The organism is Achromobacter sp. 2789STDY5608615, from assembly GCF_001298995.1.
Taxonomy (GTDB): domain Bacteria; phylum Pseudomonadota; class Gammaproteobacteria; order Burkholderiales; family Burkholderiaceae_B; genus Achromobacter; species Achromobacter insuavis.
The window spans coordinates 1-19274 of the sequence record NZ_CYTY01000071.1; the positions used below are offsets into that span (position 1 = coordinate 1).

Below are 19274 nucleotides of genomic sequence, written 5' to 3' on the forward strand. Positions count from 1 at the left end.
CCCCTCCCGTTGCATCCTTGAGCGAAACCTTCCCATGCCCAGACTCTTCACTTGCCTCATGCTCGCCGCGACATTGGCCGGCAGCGCCTGCGCCCAATCCGCGGCCCCCACGTCGTCGTCGACGGCCTGGGCTTTCCCGAGGGCACCATCCTCGTGAACCAGGCCTTGTATTTCGTGGACTACCAGGCTTCGACGGTGAACAAGCTAGACGCCACGGGCAGCAAGGTGATCGCCACCCTGCCCGGCTGCGGCGCCAACGGACTGGCCGCTGCCAACGGCACGCTGTGGGTGGCCTGCTACGACGGCGGCGTGATCGAGAACCTCTCCATCGAGGGCAAGCCGCTGGGCACCGTCAGCCAGGCGCGATCGGGGGAACGATTCAACCGTCCCAACGACCTGACCGCAAACCGCCAGGGCGACCTCTATTTCACGGCGTCGGGAGAACGACCGGGCCAAGGTAAAGTCTTCTTCCTGCCTCGGTCGAGCGATGTCGCCGATGAAGTCGCCAGCGGCCTGGACAACGCAAACGGCATCGCGCTCTCTACCGATGAACAGACCTTGTACGTCGGCGAGAGCGGCACGGACAGCATCCTGCGATACCAGACCGCCCCCGGCGGCGCCTTGAGTCGCCCTGGCCTGTTCGCGCGGCTCGACGCCCTGGCGCCGCCTTCGTCCAAGGGGCAGCACACGCCGGATGGCGTTCGCATCGGACCGGATGGATTGATGTACATCGCCCTGTTCAACGGTGGCGGCTATTGGGTGCTGGACCGAACAGGAGCGTTGCTGCAAGCGCGCGACATACCCGGCGAGCACCACTCGAATCTGGCCGTTTCGGCCGAGTCGCCAGACATCTACGTCACCTCCCTCTCAAGCTCGGACGGCCGTATCTACCGGTTGGCGCGATAAGAGCGACTTGCCCCCAGGGAATTTTCGGCATTGACATATCGCGAATTTCCGATATCATACCTTCCCATGGACCTGCTCGACGTCTTCAAAGCCCTCTCGAATCGCACGCGCCTTGAAATCCTGAAGGGGTTGAAGGACCCCGCGAACAGCTTCCCGCCGCAGGACGAGGGGGATGTGCATACGGTCGGCGTCTGCGTCAGCAGCATCCAGGAAGGCGTCGGGCTGTCGCAGTCCACGGTGTCCGACTACCTCGCCACGCTGCAACGCGCCGGCCTGGTCGAAGCCACGCGCATCGGCTCGTGGACGTACTACAAGCGCAACGAAGCCACCATCAGCGCCCTGGCCGAGATCATCGGCAAAGAGCTGTAGGTTGTTGTGGCCTGGGACTGGCGTCCCCGTCCCCGCCGGTTTGCGCGGCTGTCTTGCACTGCCCGCTTTGCTTTTGCACCCGCGCGCCCCTTCGTTGCTCCCCTCTTTTCTCTTTGCCCTGCCTCTCACTTTTTTTGCCCCATGATATCGAAATTTCCCGATATCCCGTTTTACCGAAATAAGGAACCACTCAATGAAAGCCCTCGTACTCACCGCCTTCGGCGGCCCTGAATCCTTTGAACTGCGCGATGTCCCCAAGCCCGTTCCGCAACCGGGCCAGGTCCTGGTCCGTGTCCACGCCACCTCCATCAACCCGCTCGACTACCAGGTCCGCCGGGGCGACTACCCCGACCTGGTGCCCCTGCCCGCCATCACCGGCCACGATGTCTCCGGCGTGGTCGAAGCCGTCGGACCGGGCGTGACCGCCTTCGCGCCCGGCGATGAAGTCTGGTACACCCCGCAGATCTTCGACGGCCCCGGCAGCTACGCCGAATACCACGTGGCCGCCGAGAGCATCGTCGGCAAGAAACCGGCCTCGCTCAGCCATCTGGAAGCGGCCAGCCTGACCCTGGTCGGCGGCACGGCGTGGGAAGCCCTGGTCGTGCGCGCCGGACTGCGCGTCGGCGAGAGCATCCTGGTGCATGGCGGCGCCGGCGGCGTCGGCCATGTGGCGATCCAGCTCGCCAAGGCCATCGGCGCCCGGGTCTTCACCACCGTACGCGACGACAATGCCGAATTCGTGCGCGGCCTGGGCGCCGACGCCACCATCGACTACGAAAAGGAAGACTATGTCGACGCGATCCTGCGCGAGACCGGCGGGCGCGGCGTCGACGTGGTGTTCGACACCATCGGCGGCAACACGCTATCGCGCAGCCCCGACGTGCTGGCGCAGCTGGGGCGCGTGGTCTCGATTGTCGATATCGCCCAGCCGCAGAACCTGATCCAGGCGTGGGGCAAGAACGCCAGCTTCCACTTCGTGTTCACGCGGCAGAATCGCGGCAAGCTGGATGAGCTGAGCGCCTTGGTGGAACGTGGCCAGCTGCGGCCGCACGTGGGCGCGGTGTATTCGCTTGCCGATATTCCGGCGGCGCATGCGCGGCTGGAGAGCGCGAATAATGGGCTGCGGGGGAAGATTGCGATTGCGGTGGGGGAATTGGCGGATCGGGCGAGCGCATAAACCGCGCCATCCCGATCCCGTGACTGCGCTCAGCGCGCCGCGCCAATCTGCAGGACGGTGAATTCGCGCCGCATATAGCGATTCATCACCTCGGCCAGCACCGGATTGCCGGCGTTCTCCGCCTTCGGCGCAGTCACTCTCACCACCGCTGCGCACAGCTTGCCGGCCTGGACCGTCGTGCCGGCAACCTTGGCATCCTTCGCACCAGCCATGCTTTCCTTCCAGGCGGCGCTGACCCCATCCACGGCCTGCTTGGCCGTGGCGCAATCGGCGTAAGCCAGGGAAATCACGATCGCGGGCAGATTGTTGATCTGGGCATCGGCCAGGACCCCCGAGAAGTACGGCGGAATGCCCCGGCCATTCGCCTCGACGGCGGCCTTGAGATTCTGCTTGGCGATATCCGCATCGCCATTGGTCGACAACAACACCTTCGCGGGATCCACGGCGGCCAGACCCATGATGGGCGAGATGACCGCGGCCTGCACGATCCGGCCTCGGTCCCCGGGCACGCCCTCCTTCAGGCCGGCAAGCGAGGCGGCCACGACTTCGCTATCCGCCACCGACGGCGCAGGCTGGGCCAGTATCTTCATGCCCGTTGCCGACGACGCCTGGATCAACGCGGTATCGAGCGGCAGCACAAAGCTGGCCTTGCCCATCATGCCGCGCCAGGGATCCTTCTGATTGGCCTTCTGCATGTTCATCTTGCCTTCGCCATCATTGGCGATGAGGCCCGGCGCATCGCCGTCGACCGCGGCGAAATCGCCCTGCTTCAGGCTGGCAACCAATGTCCCGACGGCCTTCTTGTCCTTCAATCCCCAATAGCTGATATTCGAGGGCGCCTGGCCAAATCCGGCGAAATAGGAGACCTCGTCGAACGGGACCTTGGCGTTGGCCGACCACGGCTCCAGGCCAAACCCGATGGATTCGAGCGGACGGATCGGTTGCGCAATGGACAGGCGGCGCATGCCGTCCGCGGAGGGGCCGGTTTTTTCCAGCGATCGCCAGGCTTGCACGTCCAGGAAAAGCACCTGCATCGCCGCCGGCGCGGAGAGGACGACCTGGGGAATCTGCTTCAAGGCTTGTTGCAGGGTTTGGGTGCTGTCTTGGGCCGCGGCGGAAGTGGCGAAGCCTGTCATCAAACACAGTGCAAGAACCTTTACGTGCATTCGGTTTCTCCGTTTTCGTGATTTGTTCAGCGTGGGGATGGATACCAGGCTTGCCGTTGAACGACAAAGCGTTGGCCTTCGAAGGAACGACAGCTGCTTTTGGCAGCGCCCGTGATAGCTCGAAAGGCTGTATCGCAAAAGGGGGACGCGGCAGGAGCGAAGATCGTACCGCAAGGGGCGGGCTGTTCCGACCCATGACTCTTGCGTTCTGTACCGAGTCATTAACTGATGTAAACGCCCCGAGGGCGACGTAGCGGTGTGGTCGAAGATCGTGCCAAAACCGCGCCTTTTCAGGGCCTGTCCGGGATTTTGCATGCGAGGCATGTCATGAGAGCTGAAGATCACGGATAGGCCGATGAAGAAAAGACCCCGCTTGCTACCCCATTCGGCGAACGGGTTACTACGGCGCGGGGACAACAGCTCCCATGGCGGCGCAGGCACTGCAATATCAAACGAATTGATTGAAGTTTGAAATAGCTATAGTATTTTCGCCCAATCCCACGTCGTGCGGATCAACCTGGAGACATTGAATGCGCTGGTTGCCACTGGGTTTTGGATTGCTGTTTTTTTCATGCCTTGCCCAAGCCGAGATGATACGGAACGACGCTATTGGCAATGACCCACAAAAAGAGGAGCTTTGCGCATCCCGCGCCAACGGCAAGACGGTGCCGTTTGAAATTGACTCCCGCTACCTCAAGAGCGCGCGCTCATTCAATCCAGATTCAACTTTCATCGCAATAGATGGAATCAGTCCGCAACTGGTCGAATGCTATCTTCGCAAAGGCACCGGGAAGTACGAACCTGCCTCATATAGCCCCGAGGGCAACAATTGGCGTTTGATTCGTCCGCAACAGTTCAAACCGGGAATCAATACTCCCAAAGGCCAGTCAATGGCGGCCAAGGTTTGCGTGGATGCCGCCCCCGCGAAGATCAACCGTCCCGATTTCGACCATAGCGTTTACTCCACGGTTGTGGAAATTGGCATTGATGGACCTCGCTATCGCTCAGGCGCCTCGATCGCGGGAACGAAAGCGGAACGATACGACATCGCGGTAGAGGGAACCGCTTTCTACAAGTCGTCAGGACCGGACCTTGCCGCAGTCACGTTCACGTGCCTGCTTTCACCCATGCTGGCTATCAAAGGGATCCAGTTCAAATAGCAGGACGCCCAGTTGCCAGGCGGCTACAGCTAGGCGCAGCAGCGATCCATCGTGGCCAGCCATTTCTTCGACTATGTTGAAGCGTCCTTGAACAAGTATGAATTCAAGGGCCTCGATGTTTCGTCATTCATGGCTGCGCTCAAGGGAGAGGCGGCATCGATAGGTTGGCGGGATTGAACGTCGACATGGCTATGGCCGATCTGGCAGGAGTGGATGTGATAAAAGTCAATCAAATAAGGTCGATTTCCGAGGCTGAAAAACTGGGTTCGATCGACATCGCAGGCTTTGTCGTGGCGCGTTCATCCTGCGCGAGCGCGCTGGACCTGGATCAGTGCAGGCGCCTCGGCAGCGTGCTCGATTGCGCGCATGCCGTCCATCCGGTTGGCGGCGTCGATGACATTGGGTTTTGCAGGCAGATCATTGCAGAGTTGAAGCCTCGCTATCTGGAGTTCACGGTTGTGGATCCGGAAAAAACCGAATTGAGCCTGGCGCAGCTGGATGCGCTGTCGAGACTGGATGTGGGCAAAATTGCCAACGGACTTTTCTTGCTCAAGGACGATCTTTCGCTGCTGGACAGAGCTTCGCATATGGACGCCCTCGTGCGAGCGGGCGTTGAATTGTTCCAAATCGAAGTGGAATCGTTGCTTGATCCTGAGGTCAGAATCGGCCCCAAGGTTCGTGCGCGAATCGGAGAGTTCTTCTCTCGTTATCCCGCGATGATTGGGGATTCATTTTCCATGAGCGTCAAAGTCCCTGACGTGCATCAGCGCGGATATTATTTGAATCTTTCCGTTGATGGCGGCCGCTCATATGACTTCTCACAACAACACTATGCCTTATCGTCGGCGCTGAGGGTCATCAAAGGTCTGCAATCAACGGGCATCCCAAGCCCGCGGGGTTAAAGGGACCCACTGCGATTTCGGATCGCAGGACTCATGGTCATGTCTTCGAAGTGGTTCTCTAAATTTGTCGGAGATCCTGGACAAATTCGCGGTTAGGGCCAGATGACGTCCGTGACCGCTGCACTTATTCAGCGAGGGGCGCAAGCCACGCAAGCGCGTAGCATGGCCGAAGCGCTACTCGCACAAACGGCTGGCTGCACAGCAAGCCAAAACGCTCGCTTATGCCGACGCTTTCGTCTTCATGGGCGCAGTCGGGCTATCGGCACTGTGCTTCGTTCCGTTGATGGCACCGGCACGGTCCGCAACGAAGTTGACTTCAACAAACTAAAGGATAAGCGATGAGCCAATCAACATTGGTGCTCGTTATCATGGGCAGCACACGGGCAGGAAGAAATTGCCCCAGGATCGCACAATGGGTCGCCGATATTGGCGGGACTTGCACGGACTCGACCTACGAGATCGTAGACCTGAAAGCCTGGCACCTGCCCATGGACGACGAGCCGGGATTGCCTGCCCTGGGCGCACCGTATGCCCAGCCCCACACGCACGCATGGAGCGAGAAAATCTCAGCCTGCGACGCCGTGGTCTTTGTCACACCGCAGTACAACTGGGGCTACCCCGCCGCGCTAAAGAACGCGATCGATCACCTCTATGACGAATGGCGGACGAAGCCAACGGCCATCGTGACATACGGAGGACACGGCGGAACCAAATGCGCCAATCAACTGCGACAGGTAGCCGAGGCATTGAAGATGCGTGTTGTCACGACAGCACCGGCGATCACCCTGTCGGACGAGGTTATCCGGCATGACGGCCCCTTGAATCCGACCACGGATTTCGCAGAATTTGCTTCCGACGTCGAACGGGCATTGACTGAGTTGGCCCGGCTGATGCAATAAGCAGGGGTGACGGCCCCGCTGGGGCGTTTGGCCCTAACGAATCACGACCCCATCCGTGATACAGCCTTGAAGCTGCTCCAGGGCAATACCGCCCACAAACCTGCTCCTCGCAACCGATCCAGACATGACCTTCACTCCCGTGAAGTCACACTCATCGAATAAACAACTGATGAAATGAATGCCTGAGAGATTTGCCCCGGCAAATTTGCAATCAACGAACTTGCAGTCCGTCGCAAAGGACCTGGATAGATTCGAACGCGAGAAGTCACAGCCAATGAATTCCCCGCCCAACCGCGCCCCATTGAGCTTCGCGCCGACAAAGCTGCACGAATCGAATTTCCTTCGCACAAACACGTTACGCATATCGATGCGCTCAAACTTGCATCCCTTTGCCTCGGACTCATTGATGCTAGCCCCGTCCTTGAACACGGCGTCGGAGAGATCGACCCTTTCGATGCTCAGGTAGCGAACCGCTTCAGCGAGCGTAATCCCTCGATAGTCCTCAAAGCCCTCATCAGTGCGTCCGAACGGCGATTCCGGCATAGGACCCATCCTCATGGACTTGGCGGCGTCGAGAAGATGCCTTCCGGCCAATTGCAACTGCTCTGCCTGCCATCTGGCACGTGCGTCTTTTGCCTGCATTACTCCCCCTCGAGCAGCATGGATTGGATTCGAGCCGTTTGGGCATTAGTGTAGTTGCCAAGGTTTCCTGCGCGACCAGCTGCTCGCTCCCGACCGCATCCAACAAGCGCGTGAACGCAGCCTCCTGCCGTTTGGTGACGACGACAGCGGTAAGCTACAGCCTGGATTGGTGACGGCCGGGTAGCCCTCCGTCGGAAAGCACGGTAAATGAAAAAGGCGCCGAAGCGCCTTTTTCATTTACCGTTCGCAGAGCGACGCGGGATCACTCCCACTCAATCGTCGCAGGCGGCTTGCTCGACACGTCATACACCACCCGGTTGATCCCCCGCACTTCATTAATAATCCGCGAGGAAACCCGAGCCAGCAACGGATGCGGCAGCGGCGCCCAATCCGCGGTCATGAAGTCAAACGTCTGCACAGCCCGCAGCGCCACGACATATTCGTAGGTGCGGCCATCCCCCATCACCCCCACCGACTTCACCGGCAGGAACACGGCGAACGCCTGCGAGGTCAGCTCGTACCAGGTCAGGCCGCTGGCCTCGTCCTTGGTGTTGCGCAGTTCTTCGATGAAGATCGCATCCGCACGGCGCAGCAGCTCGGCGTACTCGTGCTTCACTTCGCCCAAGATGCGCACGCCCAGGCCCGGGCCCGGGAACGGATGGCGGTAGACCATCTGCGGCGGCAGGCCGAGGGCCACGCCGAGTTCGCGGACTTCGTCCTTGAACAGTTCGCGCAGGGGCTCCAGCAGCTGCAGGTTCAACGTGTCCGGCAGGCCGCCGACGTTGTGGTGCGACTTGATCGAAGTGGCCTTGCCGGTCTTGGCGCCGGCCGATTCGATGACGTCGGGGTAGATGGTGCCCTGGGCCAGCCACTTGGCGCTCTTCTGCTTGCCGGCTTGTTCCTGGAACACTTCGACGAACTCGCGGCCGATGATCTTGCGCTTGGCTTCGGGGTCGGCCACGCCGGACAGCTTGCCCATGAACTGGGCGGTGGCGTCGACGTGGATGATCTTGACGCCCATGTTCTCGGCGAAGGTCTGCATGACCTGCTTGCCTTCGTCCAGGCGCAAGAGGCCGTGGTCGACGAAGACGCAGGTCAGCTGGTCGCCGATGGCCTTGTGGATCAGGGCCGCGGCCACCGACGAGTCGACGCCGCCGGACAGGCCGAGGATGACTTCGCCTTGGCCGACCTGCTCGCGGATGCGGGCGACGGCTTCGGCGACGTAGTCGGGCATGTTCCAGTCGCCCTGGCATTCGCAGATCTCGTTGACGAAGCGGGCCAGCATGGCCTTGCCTTGCACGGTGTGCGTGACTTCGGGGTGGAACTGCACCGCGTAGAAGCGGCGATCTTCATCGGCCATGCCGGCAATGGGGCAGGACGGCGTGGAGGCCATCAGCTTGAAGCCCGGGGGCAGCTCGGTGACCTTGTCGCCGTGGCTCATCCAGACCTTGAGCATGCCGTGGCCGTCGGCGGTGGCGAAGTCTTCCAGGCCTTCCAGCAGCTTGGTGTGGCCGTGGGCGCGGACTTCGGCGTAGCCGAATTCGCGGTGGTCGGAGAAGCTGACCACGCCGCCCAGCTGTTGCGCCATGGACTGCATGCCATAACAGATGCCCAGCACGGGCACGCCCAGCTCGAACACGGCGTGCGGCACGCGCATGGAGCCTTCTTCGTAGGCCGATGCGTGGCTGCCGGACAGGATGATGCCCTTCAGGCCCTGCGCCATCTGGTCGCGGATGAAGGCATCGTCGACGTCGCCGGGATGCACTTCGGAGTAGACGCCGGCTTCGCGGACGCGGCGGGCGATCAGTTGGGTGACTTGCGAACCGTAGTCGAGAATGAGGATGCGCTGGTGCATGGAGACTCTACCGGTAATGAATGAAACCGCAGTAAATAAAACCGCACCGGCAGACCCGCTGACTGATTTTGCGGTTCTGCCGGTGCGCGATGCATGACATTGTAGTTGACTGTACGGGGATCAGTCGGCGCGGTAGTTGGGCGCTTCCTTGGTGATCTGTACGTCGTGCACGTGGGACTCGCGGACACCGGCGGAGGTGATTTCCACGAATTCGGCCTTGGTGCGCATGTCGTCGATGGTGGCGGCGCCGCAGTAGCCCATGGAGGCGCGGATGCCGCCGACCAGTTGGTAGATGATGGCGAGCACGCTGCCCTTGTAGGGGACGCGGCCTTCGATGCCTTCGGGGACCAGCTTGTCGGCATTGTTGGCCGGGTCCTGGAAGTAGCGGTCGGCCGAGCCTTCCGTCATGGCGCCCAGGCTACCCATGCCGCGGTACGACTTGTACGAACGGCCCTGGAACAGCACCACTTCGCCCGGCGCTTCTTCGGTGCCGGCGAACATGCCGCCCATCATGCAGGAGAACGCGCCGGCGGCCAGGGCCTTGGCGACGTCGCCCGAGTAGCGGATGCCGCCGTCGGCGATCAGCGGCACGCCCGTGCCTTCCAGCGCCTTGGCGACTTCGGAGATCGCGTGGATCTGCGGCACGCCGACGCCGGCGACGATGCGGGTGGTGCAGATCGAGCCGGGGCCGATACCGACCTTGACGCCGTCAGCGCCGTACTCGACCAGCGCGCGCGCGGCGGCGGCGGTGGCGATGTTGCCGCCGATGACTTCGACCTTGGGGTAGTTCTGCTTGACCCAGCGCACGCCTTCCAGCACGCCCTTGGAGTGGCCGTGGGCGGTGTCGACGATCAGCACGTCGACGCCGGCGGCGACCAGCTTTTCAACGCGCTCTTCGGTGTTGCCACCGACGCCGACCGCGGCGCCGACGCGCAGCTGGCCCTGGGCATCCTTGCTGGCCAGCGGGTGCTCGGTGTTCTTGACGATGTCCTTGACGGTGGCCAGGCCGCGCAGCTCGAAACCGTCGTTGACGATGAGCACGCGTTCCAGGCGATGCTTGTGCATCAGGGCCTGCGCCTCGTCCAGCGTGGCGCCTTCCTTCATGGTGACCAGGCGTTCCTGCGGCGTCATGATGTTGCGCAGGGGCTGGTCCAGGTTCTCTTCGAAGCGCAGGTCGCGGTTGGTGACGATGCCGACCAGCTTGCGCCCTTCCACCACCGGCAGGCCCGAGATGCCATGCTGGCGCTGCAACGCAATGGCGTCGCGCACTTTCATCTGGGGGGTGACGGTGACCGGATCGATCACGATGCCGAATTCGTGGCGCTTGACCCGGGCGACTTCACGGGCCTGGGCGTCGGCGGACAGATTCTTGTGGATGATCCCGATGCCACCTTCCTGGGCCATGGCGATCGCCAGGCGGGATTCGGTGACCGTGTCCATGGCGGCGGACACAAGGGGGATATTGAGGGAGATGTTGCGAGTGAGGCGCGTGGCCAGGGAGGTGTCGCGCGGCAACACCTCGGAATACGCAGGCACCAACAACACATCGTCGAAGGTGAGCGCTTTTTGAACGAGACGCATGGGTAACTCCGGGCGCAAAGCAAGATTATACGCCGCTGACGTGTTTTGACTAGGTGTTGACCCTAGGTCGGCGCATGATTTTTGCGACTTTTTTCAATAGGCGTTGCGACCTTGCACTATTCCTTGCACTATTTTTACCCGGATTATATTGACAAGACCCCGGGCAATGCCCACAATGCGGATCATCAAATTCATCCGGGCGAATATCCTTCGCATTCCTCATGACGCAGACTGCCCTTCCCTCCACCCATACCGCGTTCGACGGCCACCGCCTGCTGGCGCGGGGCGCGCTCGCGGACGTGGCGCTGTCGGTCAAGCAGGCCCAGGCCGCGCGCGCCGACGCCGCCATCCTGGTGTTCGACGACCAGAGCGGCAAGCAGGTCGACCTGGACCTGCGCGGCGGCGAGGCCGAGATCCGCAAGCGCTATCAGCCGCCGGCGGCCGCCGCCGCAGCGCCTGATGAAGCGGACTCCGTCGAGGCCGCCCCGCGCGGCCGCGGCCGGCCCAAGCTGGGCGTGGTGCCGCGCGAAGTGACGCTGCTGCCGCGCCATTGGGACTGGCTGGCGGCGCAGCCGGGCGGCGCGTCGGTGGCGCTGCGCAAGCTGGTGGAGCAGGCGCGCCGCGACAACGAGGCGCGCGACCAGCGGCGCCAGCGGCAGGAGGCGGCGTACCACTTCATGTCGAGCATGGGCGGCAACCTGCCGGGCTTCGAGGAAGCCACGCGGGCGCTATACGCCGAGGATCGCGAAGGCTTTGCGCGCCAGGTCGCGCCATGGCCGCGGGATGTGCGCGACTACGCCCTGGCGCTGGCGTGGGCGGAGGCGGCGGCCTGAGCGGCGCGAGGCGGCGGCGGACCCGGCCGGCCGATATTGCTGCGCCCGGCCGCGGCCCCTGCTAAGCTCTTCTTCATGGAAACCGGCCACCAGAACTTCCTGCTGTACGACGGCGACTGCCCCTTCTGCTCGAACTACGTGCGGATGATGCGGCTGCGCAAGGCCGTCGGCCCCATTGAATTGCTCGACATGCGCCAGCACCCCGATCTGGTGGCGCATTTCCGCAAGCAGGGCTATGACCTGAACGAAGGCATGCTGCTGCGGCTGGATGGCCAGGTTTATTGGGGCGCCGATTGCGTCAACCGGCTGGCGCTCATCAGTTCCGACAGCGACCTGTTCAACCAGATCAACGCCGCCGTGTTCCGCCGGCCGTGCCTGTCGGCGGCGCTGTATCCCTTCATGCGGCGCGGCCGCGCGCTGACGCTGGCGCTGCTGGGCAAGAAGAAGATGCCGGCCTGAGGGCCAGAGAGCCCTCGTCAATTAGCCGCGGTGGATTCGCCCCGTCGATTCGCCCCGTCGATTCGCCACCGTTGATTCGACCCCGTTGATTCGACCCCATCGATTCCCCCCAGGCGGTTTCGCCAGCGCCGGTTCAGACGGCCGGCGCCGCCTGCACTTCCGCCACCTGCTCCAGGAACGCGCCCAGCGCCGGATTGTCGTGCTGCGCGTGCCAGGCCAGGTACATGTCCGCATACAGGTCACGCTGGCCCAGCGAGCGGAACTCGACCCCCTCCAGGCGCAATTCCCGCGCCGAGTCGGGCACGATGCCCACCCCCAGCCCGGCCCGCACCAGCGCCAGCAGCGTATGCGTCTGGCTGGCGCGTTGCACATAGTCGGGCTGCACGTCGGCCAGGCCGAAGGTGCCGACGATGCGGTCGTAGAAATACTTGCCCTCGCGCGGCGAATACAGCACGAACGGCTGGCCTTGCAGCAATCGCAGCGGCACCACCGCCTGCTCGCACAGCGGTGAGCCGGCGGGCAGCGCCAGCACCAGCGGTTCGCGCTCGATCAGGCGCGACGCGATGCCGGCCTGCTGCGGCACGCTGCGCGCCAGGATCGCGTCCAGCTCGCGCCCCACCAGCAGGCGCGACAGGTCGGTGCTGACGGTTTCGCGCAACTGGATCTCCACGCCCGGCAGCCGCTTGCGCGCCCGCATGATGAGCGAGGGCATCAGCCGGTACGACGCCACCGCCGTGAAGCCCAGGGTGATGTGGCCGGCGTCGCCGCCGGAGGTGCGCCGCGCGGTGGCGGCGGCGCGCGCCGAGTATTCCAGCAGGTGGCGCGCATCGCGCAGGAAGCGGCGGCCGGCCGCGCTCAGTTCCACCTGGCGGCTGCTGCGCTCGAACAGCGTCACGCCCAGGTCCTGCTCCAGCAGCTGGATCTGGCGCGACAGCGGCGGCTGCGTCATGCACAGCCTCGCGGCGGCGCGGCCGAAGTGCAGTTCCTCGGCCACGGCGATGAAGCATTCGAGCTGGCGGAATTCCATCGATCCAATCCTTGAATTGATCAATGCTATTTATAGCTCGAACAGTCATCCATCGGCTGGCATTCCTATACTCGGCCGCAACGCCAGGCGCCTGACCGGCCGGGCCTGAAGGAGTGTCATCGCAGCATCGTTTTCCCCGCGGCCCGAGCCGCTCACTACAAAGAGAAAGCCATGGAGACAAGCCCCACCCACCGCCCGCGCCGGCGGCTCATCGCCGCCGCGCTGGCCCTGGCCACGTGTGCCATCCTGCCCGCCGCCGCGCGGGCCGCGCCGTACCCGGAACGCCCGATCAACCTGATCGTGCCGTTCGCCCCCGGCGGCGGCACCGACATCTCGGCGCGCCTGCTGGCGGCCGCGCTGGGCGACAAGCTGGCCGCCTCGGTGGTGGTGGACAACCGGCCCGGCGCCGGCGGCCAGATCGCCGCCGATCTGGTGGCGCGCGCCAACGCCGACGGCTACACGCTGCTGTTCGCCAATTCCGGCATGCTGGCCATCAATCCGTGGATCTACAAGCTGCACTCCGACCCGGCCAAGGCCTTCGCGCCGGTGTCGCTGTTCTCGGACCTGCCGTTCGTGCTGGTGGTGCCCGCCAGCCTGCCGGCCAAGGACGTGCCGGAACTGGTGGCGCTGGCGCGTGCGCAGCCCGGCAAGCACACCTATGCCAGTTCGGGCACCGGCGGCGCGCCGCACCTGTCGGGCGAGATCTTCCAGCAGGCCACCGGGGTCGACCTGATGCACGTGCCCTACAAGGGCGGCGGCCCCGCCATGACCGACCTGATGGCCGGCCGCGTCGACATGCTGTTCGCGTCGGTGCTGGAGACCATTCCCTACGTCAACTCCGGCAAGCTGCGCGCGCTGGCGGTGACCGGCGCCACGCGCTCGCCCGCCCTGCCGAACGTGCCGACCATCGACGAGGCCGGCGTCAAGAATGCGCAGACCGGGTCGTGGACGGCAGTGCTGGCGCCCGCGGGCACGCCGCAGGCGGTGATCGACAAGCTGTCGGCCGCGATCCGCGACATCACCAATGATCCGGCGATGAAGGCCAAGCTCGAATCGCAGGGCGCGGTGGCGCATGGCTCCACGCCCAGGCAGCTGGAAACGCTGGCGGCCAGCGAGCGCGAGCGTTACGGGCAGATCATCAAGACACGCCATATCCAGGTGCAATGACAACCTGGCGGCGCCGGTCCGCGAACCGGCGCCGCCGATCCTCTCTTCCTCAACAGCGGTTCCGCCCTCCCCGGCATCGCCGCAGCAAACGTAGCGCCCACTCCATGACCGTTCCCCAAGCTTCCCCCACCGCCGACCTGCTGATGGTCGGCCCCCTGCTGCCCGAGCTGACCGCCGAGCTGGAGTCGCGCTACCGCGTGCACCGCTGGTGGCAAAGCCCCGACCAAGCCGCGCTGCTGCGCGAGCACGGCCCGGCCATCCGCGGCATCGCCACCAGCGGCCGCTTCGGCGCCACGCGCGAGCTGATCGAGGCGCTGCCGGCGCTGGAGGGGGTCTTCAGTTTCGGCGTCGGCTACGACTCCATCGATCTGGCGGCGGCGCAGGCGCGCCAGGTGCTGGTCACCAACACGCCGGGCGTGCTCGATGCCTGCGTGGCGGACACGGCGCTGGCCTTGATGCTGGCGGCCTCGCGCCGCATCGCCGAGGCCGACCGCTTCGTGCGCGCCGGCCGCTGGCCGCAGGAAGGCTTCGGCCTGGGCACCCGCATGAGCGGCAAGCGTTGCGGCATCGTCGGGCTGGGCAATATCGGGCTGCAGATCGCGCGGCGCGCGGAAGCGTTCGACATGCCCATCCTGTACACCAACCGCAAGCCGCGGCCGGACGCGCCGGCGCATTACCGCTACTGCCCGAGCGTCACGGCGCTGGCCGCGGAGTGCGATTTCCTGGTGCTGGCGGTGCCGGGCGGCGGCGCCACGCGGCACCTGGTCGACGCCGAGGTACTGAAAGCGCTGGGTCCGCAAGGCTGGCTGATCAACATCGCGCGCGGCACCGTGGTGGACGAGGCCGCGCTGGTCGAGGCCCTGCAGGCCGGCCGCATCGCCGGCGCGGGCCTGGACGTGTTCGAACACGAGCCGGCCACGCCCGCCGCGCTCAATGCCATGGACAACGTGGTGATGCTGCCGCACATCGCCAGCGGCACCCACGAAACGCGGCGGGCGATGGCGGACCTGATGCTGGCGAACCTGGATGGCTGGTTCCGCAATGGCGTCGCGGTGACGCGCGTGATCTGACGCGGCGGGACGCCCTCGACGTCTCGGGAAAACCCGCGATCCGGCCCTTTTTGTCCATTGCATGGACACGGCGCCTTTCAATTTATCGCATATCTGATAAATTTCTCACCGCACTGGCTCGTGCCGGCGAGCTGTTGTGCTTGTTGTTGTAAGTTTTTTCCGGCCTTCGGGCCGGATTTTTTTTGTCCAGGATTGCGTTCGGCGAGCCTATTGGTCGATCCGTATCGACAACCCGTCGTCCTCGACGGTGATGGCGCGCACGCGGATGGTCCAGCCGGCGTTGATGGCCTCTTCCTGGTCGTCGAACACCCCGTATTCCGTCACGGGCACCGCCCCGCGCAGCGTGCGGCCATCGGCCGACAGCCCCTGCGCCTCGATCATCGGCAGATAGCCGTCCTGTACCTGGACCGCGCCGCGCGTGATCTGAAATCCGTCCACCACGTCCATGATGTCTCCTTGTTGGCAATAGGCCATGGTAGCCTGCCGCCAAAACTTTCCGGAGACACCATGTTGACCCTCAGCCGAATCGAGCCGTCCGCCTGGGCGCAAGCCTTTCCCCTGATCAAGCAGTTGCGCGCGCTGGACGAGGCGGAATTCCTGCAGCGGGTGCGCCGGCAATCGCACAGCGGCTACGAACTGGTCGGGGCCTACCGCGACGGCAAGCTGATCGGCGTGATGGGCATGCGGCCGGTGCACACGCTGGCGCGCGGCCCGCATCTGCATGTCGACGATCTGGTGGTCGACGAAGCGGTGCGCGGCAGCGGCGCCGGCCGCGCGCTGATGGCCTACGCCGAGGCCGATGCGCGCGCCCGCGGCATGGGCGCGGTGTTCCTGGATGCCCGGCCCGACGCGATCCCGTTCTATGAGCGCGAGCAGTACACGCTGCATCCCGCGCCGTCGATGAAGAAACTCATCAGCCAGTGACTGTCCCCAACGCGGCGCGCGCCGAGGCGCCGCGGTCCCCGCCCCCTCGATCCCGTTGCCACCGATCATGAGATTCGACATCTACCGCCGCCTGCAGCTGGATATCGTGCGCGAGGCCGGCCAATGGGCCGTGTACCAGTCCGTCGCGGGCAAGCGCGTGCGCGCCGAAGAGATCGTGATTCCGGCGGATGTCACCGAAGACGAACTGGCGGCCTACCTGGACGACCTGTATCACGAGATGGCGCGGCCGGGCGACATCGTGGCGCGGCTCGCCTGAGCGCGCCGCGACGCCAGCCGCCGGGCTGGCGCTGAAACGGGCCGCTGAATGCGGTGCTGAAAGGGCCCCTGAACAGGCTGCTGAATAGGCCGCTGAAGCAGGACGCTGGACGGACCGCTGAACGCCCGCCACTGGCCGCGGCCCTGGCGCGGGAGTATCGTGAAAGCCGGCCGATCGCTCCAGGAGCCCGCCGTGTCCGACACCCCCGCCATCGAGGCCAGCGCCTCGCAATTGGGCAACCTGACGCAGTTCCTGATCTGGGTTGCCGAGCAGCCGCGCACCTACGCCGACATCATGGAGGCCTGGCGCACCTCGTGTCCGCGCCTGTCCGCCTGGGAAGACGCCACCAGCAACGGCCTGGTGGACCTGGCCCGCCGCCCTGGCGGCGACGCCCCCGTGGCCACCTTGACACCCAAGGGCCGCGCCTGGCTGGCCACGCGCCAGGCCGGCCAGTTCACGACGGAACGCTAGGACGCCGGCAGCGCGTCGCCGTCCGCGCGCAGTTGCGCGCGCAAGCTGGCGATGAACGCCTTGGCGGCCTCCGGCAGGACGCGCCCGGCCAGGGTCTGCACTTCGAAGTGGCGTTCGTTCATTTCGCGGTCGCGTAGCGGCACGGCCACCACCTGCCGTCCGCGCAGGCGATAGCGGATCGCCAGTTCGCCGCAGAACGCCACCCCGCCCCCGGCGCCGGCAAAAGCCACCAGCGCGTCGACGCTGCGGCTGGAGAAGGCCGGCTCGCACTGCAACTGCTGGCGGCTGCAACTGATGTCGATCAACTGCCGCAAGGTGGAGTCGGCATCGGGCAAGGCCAGCGGATAGGCCATCAACTGCGCCAGCGACACCTCGGGCAGGCCGGCCAGCGGGTGATCGGTCGCCACCACGGCCCGCACCGGCGCGGGCATGCGCAGTTCAACCCGCACGTCGCGATGCGAGGTCAGGCTGAGCGTCACGCCGACGTCGGCCGCGCCATCGCGCACCCGGGCCGGCACCTCGCGTTGCGAGCACACGTCCAGCGTGAAGCGGATGCCCGCGTACTGCTGACGGAAATCCGCGATGGCTGCCGGCAGGAAGTCATGCACGAAGCCCTCGGTGCACACCACCCGCACCAGTCCCTGGCGCAAGCCTCGCAGTCCCATGATTTCGCCGGCCACGCGGTCCACGTCCTGCTGCGCGCGCTTGGCGTGGGCGGCCAGCAGTTCGCCGGCGGCGTTGAGCGCCATGCCGCGCGAGCGGCGCTCGAACAGCAAGGTGCCCAGTTCGCGTTCGAGCCGGGCGATCTGGCGGCTGACCGCCGACGGCGCCACGTCCAGCCGCTCCGCCGCGACGCTGACCGAGCCGCAGCGCGCCACTTCCAGGAAGTAGCGCACGGCCATTTCCTGCAGGATTTGTGGGTTCATCGGGTTTGCCCTTGGTTTGCGAAAAACGCAATGAACGATTCTAGCAATTCATATTGCCGCAATGCATGACCCCCGCCTAGGATGTGACCGTTCGATGACATCACCCCTTTGGCGCGCAGTCATGATCCCGTCCCACGCTTCGGTTTCCGCTTTTTCCTTGCAGGCGTTGCGCGCGGCGCGACCGCTGCTGTGGACGCGCCCAGACAACGCCGCGACCGGCGCCGGCGTCGCCTTCACCCTGGCCGATGTGCAAGCGGCGCATGACCGCTTCGCGCGCTTTGCCCCGCTGCTGGCGGAGTTGTTCCCGGAACTGGAGGCCGCCGCGGGTGTGATCGAATCGCCGCTGCGCGACGCCGCCGCCATGCAGCAGGCGCTGGGGCTGCCGGCGGCGTCGGGGCGACTGTGGATCAAGGCCGACCACGCCCTGCCGGTGGCCGGCTCCATCAAGGCCCGCGGCGGCATTCACGAAGTGCTGGAGTTCACCGAGAAGCTGGCCCTGGCGCATGGCCTGGTCGCGCCCGGCGATGACTACCGCAAGCTCGGCGCGCCCGCCGCGCGCGCCTGTTTCGCGCAATACCAGGTGGCCGCGGGCTCGACCGGCAACCTGGGCCTGTCGATCGGCGTGATCGCTTCGGCGTTGGGTTTTCGCGCCGCCGTGCACATGTCGGCCGACGCCAAGGAATGGAAGAAGGCGCGCCTGCGCGCCCGGGGCGTCGAGGTGGTGGAACACCCCGGCGATTATGAAAAGGCCGTGGCCGCCGGCCGCCGCCAGGTCCAGGCCGATGCGCACGGCTACTTCGTCGACGACGAACGCTCGGCCTCGCTGTTCCTGGGCTACGCGGCGGCGGCGCTGCGGCTGCGCGAACAGATCGCGCAGGCCGGCATCGTGGTCGATGCCGAGCATCCGCTGTTCGTCTACCTGCCCTGCGGCGTGGGCGGCGCGCCGGGTGGCATCGCGTTCGGCCTGTCATTGCTGTATGGCGCGCACGCGCACTGCTTCTTTGCCGAACCGGTGCAGTCGCCCTGCTTCTTGCTGCGCATGATGGCCGGCCATGGCCAATTGCCCGGCGTGCCGGTGCCGCCGTCGGTCTACGACATCGGCCTGACCAACCAGACCGAGGCCGACGGCCTGGCGGTGCCGCGCGCCTCCGACCTGGCGTATGCCGCCGTCGGCCAGTCGCTGGCCGGCGTCTACACGGTGGCCGATGACACGCTCTACGGCGACCTGGCGCGGCTGCACGACAGCGAAGGCCTGCGCATCGAGCCGTCGGCGGCGGCCGGTTTTTCCGGTCCGCGCCAACTGTTGGGCAGCCTGGCCGGGCAGCAATGGCTGCGCCAGCGCGGCCTGCGGCCGCATCTGGCGCGCGCCACGCACCTGGCCTGGACCACGGGCGGGCTGTACGTGCCGGCCGAGGAGTACGACCGATTCCTGAGCCGCGGGCAACGACTCGCGGCCCCCCCCC

21 protein-coding genes are annotated in these 19274 nt (G+C 65.2%); 14 read left to right on the forward strand and 7 right to left on the reverse strand.

The features are described from left to right. Positions 1-51 precede the first annotated feature (51 nt). From AOZ49_RS30580 to AOZ49_RS30590, 3 genes are all read left to right on the forward strand, one after another. Entirely contained in the window at positions 52-906 is an 855-nt protein-coding gene (locus tag AOZ49_RS30580; RefSeq protein ID WP_054479641.1) for an SMP-30/gluconolactonase/LRE family protein, read from the forward strand. Positions 907-972: 66 nt separating this feature from the next. Beyond that, positions 973-1275 carry an ArsR/SmtB family transcription factor gene (locus AOZ49_RS30585; RefSeq protein WP_054434467.1) on the forward strand — a complete coding sequence of 101 codons (303 nt, stop codon included), beginning with the start codon at positions 973-975 and terminating at the stop codon, positions 1273-1275. A 193-nt stretch (positions 1276-1468) separates the two neighbouring features. After that, complete coding sequence (locus AOZ49_RS30590; protein WP_054479643.1) at positions 1469-2452, forward strand: zinc-dependent alcohol dehydrogenase family protein; 984 nt, start codon at positions 1469-1471, stop codon at positions 2450-2452. A 29-nt stretch (positions 2453-2481) separates the two neighbouring features. On the opposite strand, the gene AOZ49_RS30595 is transcribed toward AOZ49_RS30590, so the two are convergent. Further along, entirely contained in the window at positions 2482-3618 is a 1137-nt protein-coding gene (locus AOZ49_RS30595) for a hypothetical protein (RefSeq protein WP_054434473.1), read from the reverse strand. 530 nt (positions 3619-4148) lie between these two features. Here AOZ49_RS30595 and AOZ49_RS32795 point away from each other — a divergent pair. The 3 genes from AOZ49_RS32795 to AOZ49_RS30605 all read left to right on the forward strand — a co-directional run bounded on the left by AOZ49_RS32795 (position 4149) and on the right by AOZ49_RS30605 (position 6579). Further along, positions 4149-4778: a hypothetical protein gene (locus AOZ49_RS32795; RefSeq protein ID WP_156333238.1), complete on the forward strand. Its 630-nt coding sequence runs from the start codon at positions 4149-4151 to the stop codon at positions 4776-4778. 185 nt (positions 4779-4963) lie between these two features. After that, a complete protein-coding gene (locus AOZ49_RS30600; protein ID WP_054479645.1) occupies positions 4964-5680 on the forward strand; it encodes a hypothetical protein in 717 nt (238 codons plus the stop codon). A gap of 338 nt (positions 5681-6018) precedes the next feature. After that, positions 6019-6579, forward strand: a complete 561-nt coding sequence (locus AOZ49_RS30605; protein WP_054434478.1) for an NADPH-dependent FMN reductase — start codon at positions 6019-6021, stop codon at positions 6577-6579. 33 nt (positions 6580-6612) lie between these two features. Here the strand turns inward: AOZ49_RS30605 and AOZ49_RS30610 are convergent, their stop codons facing one another. From AOZ49_RS30610 to guaB, 3 genes are all read right to left on the reverse strand, one after another. Beyond that, on the reverse strand, positions 6613-7221 hold the full coding sequence (locus AOZ49_RS30610; protein ID WP_231690491.1) for a pentapeptide repeat-containing protein: 609 nt from the start codon (positions 7219-7221) through the stop codon (positions 6613-6615). A gap of 262 nt (positions 7222-7483) precedes the next feature. Continuing rightward, positions 7484-9076, reverse strand: coding sequence for a glutamine-hydrolyzing GMP synthase (gene guaA, locus AOZ49_RS30615; protein WP_054479647.1), 1593 nt, complete (start codon positions 9074-9076; stop codon positions 7484-7486). Positions 9077-9196: 120 nt separating this feature from the next. Beyond that, entirely contained in the window at positions 9197-10657 is a 1461-nt protein-coding gene (gene guaB, locus AOZ49_RS30620; RefSeq protein ID WP_049073345.1) for an IMP dehydrogenase, read from the reverse strand. Between the two features lie 221 nt (positions 10658-10878). On the opposite strand from guaB, the gene AOZ49_RS30625 reads away from it, so the two are divergent. Beyond that, a complete protein-coding gene (locus tag AOZ49_RS30625) occupies positions 10879-11490 on the forward strand; it encodes a DUF2239 family protein (RefSeq protein ID WP_054479649.1) in 612 nt (203 codons plus the stop codon). A 75-nt stretch (positions 11491-11565) separates the two neighbouring features. After that, the gene (locus AOZ49_RS30630; protein WP_054429718.1) at positions 11566-11949 is read left to right on the forward strand and encodes a DCC1-like thiol-disulfide oxidoreductase family protein; all 384 of its coding nucleotides are present in this window, start codon (positions 11566-11568) and stop codon (positions 11947-11949) included. A gap of 133 nt (positions 11950-12082) precedes the next feature. Here the strand turns inward: AOZ49_RS30630 and AOZ49_RS30635 are convergent, their stop codons facing one another. After that, positions 12083-12976: a LysR family transcriptional regulator gene (locus tag AOZ49_RS30635; RefSeq protein WP_054479651.1), complete on the reverse strand. Its 894-nt coding sequence runs from the start codon at positions 12974-12976 to the stop codon at positions 12083-12085. A gap of 171 nt (positions 12977-13147) precedes the next feature. Between AOZ49_RS30635 and AOZ49_RS30640 the strand changes: the two genes are divergently transcribed. Both AOZ49_RS30640 and AOZ49_RS30645 read left to right on the forward strand, forming a co-directional pair. Further along, positions 13148-14143 (forward strand): tripartite tricarboxylate transporter substrate binding protein, encoded by a 996-nt coding sequence (locus AOZ49_RS30640; protein ID WP_054429720.1) that lies wholly within the window; start codon positions 13148-13150, stop codon positions 14141-14143. Between the two features lie 104 nt (positions 14144-14247). Beyond that, positions 14248-15213 (forward strand): 2-hydroxyacid dehydrogenase, encoded by a 966-nt coding sequence (locus AOZ49_RS30645; protein ID WP_054479654.1) that lies wholly within the window; start codon positions 14248-14250, stop codon positions 15211-15213. A gap of 207 nt (positions 15214-15420) precedes the next feature. Here the strand turns inward: AOZ49_RS30645 and AOZ49_RS30650 are convergent, their stop codons facing one another. Then, on the reverse strand, positions 15421-15687 hold the full coding sequence (locus AOZ49_RS30650; protein ID WP_231690492.1) for a hypothetical protein: 267 nt from the start codon (positions 15685-15687) through the stop codon (positions 15421-15423). A 33-nt stretch (positions 15688-15720) separates the two neighbouring features. Here AOZ49_RS30650 and AOZ49_RS30655 point away from each other — a divergent pair, with 33 nt between their 5' ends. The 3 genes from AOZ49_RS30655 (at position 15721) to AOZ49_RS30665 (ending at position 16885) form a co-directional block, all read left to right on the forward strand. Then, a complete protein-coding gene (locus AOZ49_RS30655) occupies positions 15721-16137 on the forward strand; it encodes a GNAT family N-acetyltransferase (protein WP_054429723.1) in 417 nt (138 codons plus the stop codon). A 67-nt stretch (positions 16138-16204) separates the two neighbouring features. Further along, positions 16205-16414, forward strand: coding sequence for a DUF7661 family protein (locus tag AOZ49_RS30660; protein WP_054479655.1), 210 nt, complete (start codon positions 16205-16207; stop codon positions 16412-16414). A 192-nt stretch (positions 16415-16606) separates the two neighbouring features. After that, positions 16607-16885 (forward strand): hypothetical protein, encoded by a 279-nt coding sequence (locus AOZ49_RS30665; protein ID WP_082380651.1) that lies wholly within the window; start codon positions 16607-16609, stop codon positions 16883-16885. On the opposite strand, the gene AOZ49_RS30670 is transcribed toward AOZ49_RS30665, so the two are convergent. Then, the gene (locus tag AOZ49_RS30670; protein ID WP_054479657.1) at positions 16882-17811 is read right to left on the reverse strand and encodes a LysR family transcriptional regulator; all 930 of its coding nucleotides are present in this window, start codon (positions 17809-17811) and stop codon (positions 16882-16884) included. The genes AOZ49_RS30665 and AOZ49_RS30670 overlap by 4 nt on opposite strands. A 121-nt stretch (positions 17812-17932) precedes the next feature. On the opposite strand from AOZ49_RS30670, the gene AOZ49_RS30675 reads away from it, so the two are divergent. Next, positions 17933-19274: D-serine ammonia-lyase (locus tag AOZ49_RS30675; RefSeq protein WP_054479662.1), on the forward strand; the 1342-nt coding region annotated here is incomplete at its 3' end.

Coding starts and splice junctions, on each gene's coding strand:
- AOZ49_RS30585 (WP_054434467.1), top strand. CDS start 973: ATGGACCTGCTCGACGTCTTCAAAGCCCTCTCGAATCGCACGCGCCTT.
- AOZ49_RS30590 (WP_054479643.1), top strand. CDS start 1,469: ATGAAAGCCCTCGTACTCACCGCCTTCGGCGGCCCTGAATCCTTTGAA.
- AOZ49_RS30595 (WP_054434473.1), bottom strand. CDS start 3,618: ATGCACGTAAAGGTTCTTGCACTGTGTTTGATGACAGGCTTCGCCACT.
- AOZ49_RS32795 (WP_156333238.1), top strand. CDS start 4,149: ATGCGCTGGTTGCCACTGGGTTTTGGATTGCTGTTTTTTTCATGCCTT.
- AOZ49_RS30600 (WP_054479645.1), top strand. CDS start 4,964: ATGGCTATGGCCGATCTGGCAGGAGTGGATGTGATAAAAGTCAATCAA.
- AOZ49_RS30605 (WP_054434478.1), top strand. CDS start 6,019: ATGAGCCAATCAACATTGGTGCTCGTTATCATGGGCAGCACACGGGCA.
- AOZ49_RS30610 (WP_231690491.1), bottom strand. CDS start 7,221: ATGCAGGCAAAAGACGCACGTGCCAGATGGCAGGCAGAGCAGTTGCAA.
- guaA (WP_054479647.1), bottom strand. CDS start 9,076: ATGCACCAGCGCATCCTCATTCTCGACTACGGTTCGCAAGTCACCCAA.
- guaB (WP_049073345.1), bottom strand. CDS start 10,657: ATGCGTCTCGTTCAAAAAGCGCTCACCTTCGACGATGTGTTGTTGGTG.
- AOZ49_RS30625 (WP_054479649.1), top strand. CDS start 10,879: ATGACGCAGACTGCCCTTCCCTCCACCCATACCGCGTTCGACGGCCAC.
- AOZ49_RS30630 (WP_054429718.1), top strand. CDS start 11,566: ATGGAAACCGGCCACCAGAACTTCCTGCTGTACGACGGCGACTGCCCC.
- AOZ49_RS30635 (WP_054479651.1), bottom strand. CDS start 12,976: ATGGAATTCCGCCAGCTCGAATGCTTCATCGCCGTGGCCGAGGAACTG.
- AOZ49_RS30640 (WP_054429720.1), top strand. CDS start 13,148: ATGGAGACAAGCCCCACCCACCGCCCGCGCCGGCGGCTCATCGCCGCC.
- AOZ49_RS30645 (WP_054479654.1), top strand. CDS start 14,248: ATGACCGTTCCCCAAGCTTCCCCCACCGCCGACCTGCTGATGGTCGGC.
- AOZ49_RS30650 (WP_231690492.1), bottom strand. CDS start 15,687: ATGGCCTATTGCCAACAAGGAGACATCATGGACGTGGTGGACGGATTT.
- AOZ49_RS30655 (WP_054429723.1), top strand. CDS start 15,721: ATGTTGACCCTCAGCCGAATCGAGCCGTCCGCCTGGGCGCAAGCCTTT.
- AOZ49_RS30660 (WP_054479655.1), top strand. CDS start 16,205: ATGAGATTCGACATCTACCGCCGCCTGCAGCTGGATATCGTGCGCGAG.
- AOZ49_RS30670 (WP_054479657.1), bottom strand. CDS start 17,811: ATGAACCCACAAATCCTGCAGGAAATGGCCGTGCGCTACTTCCTGGAA.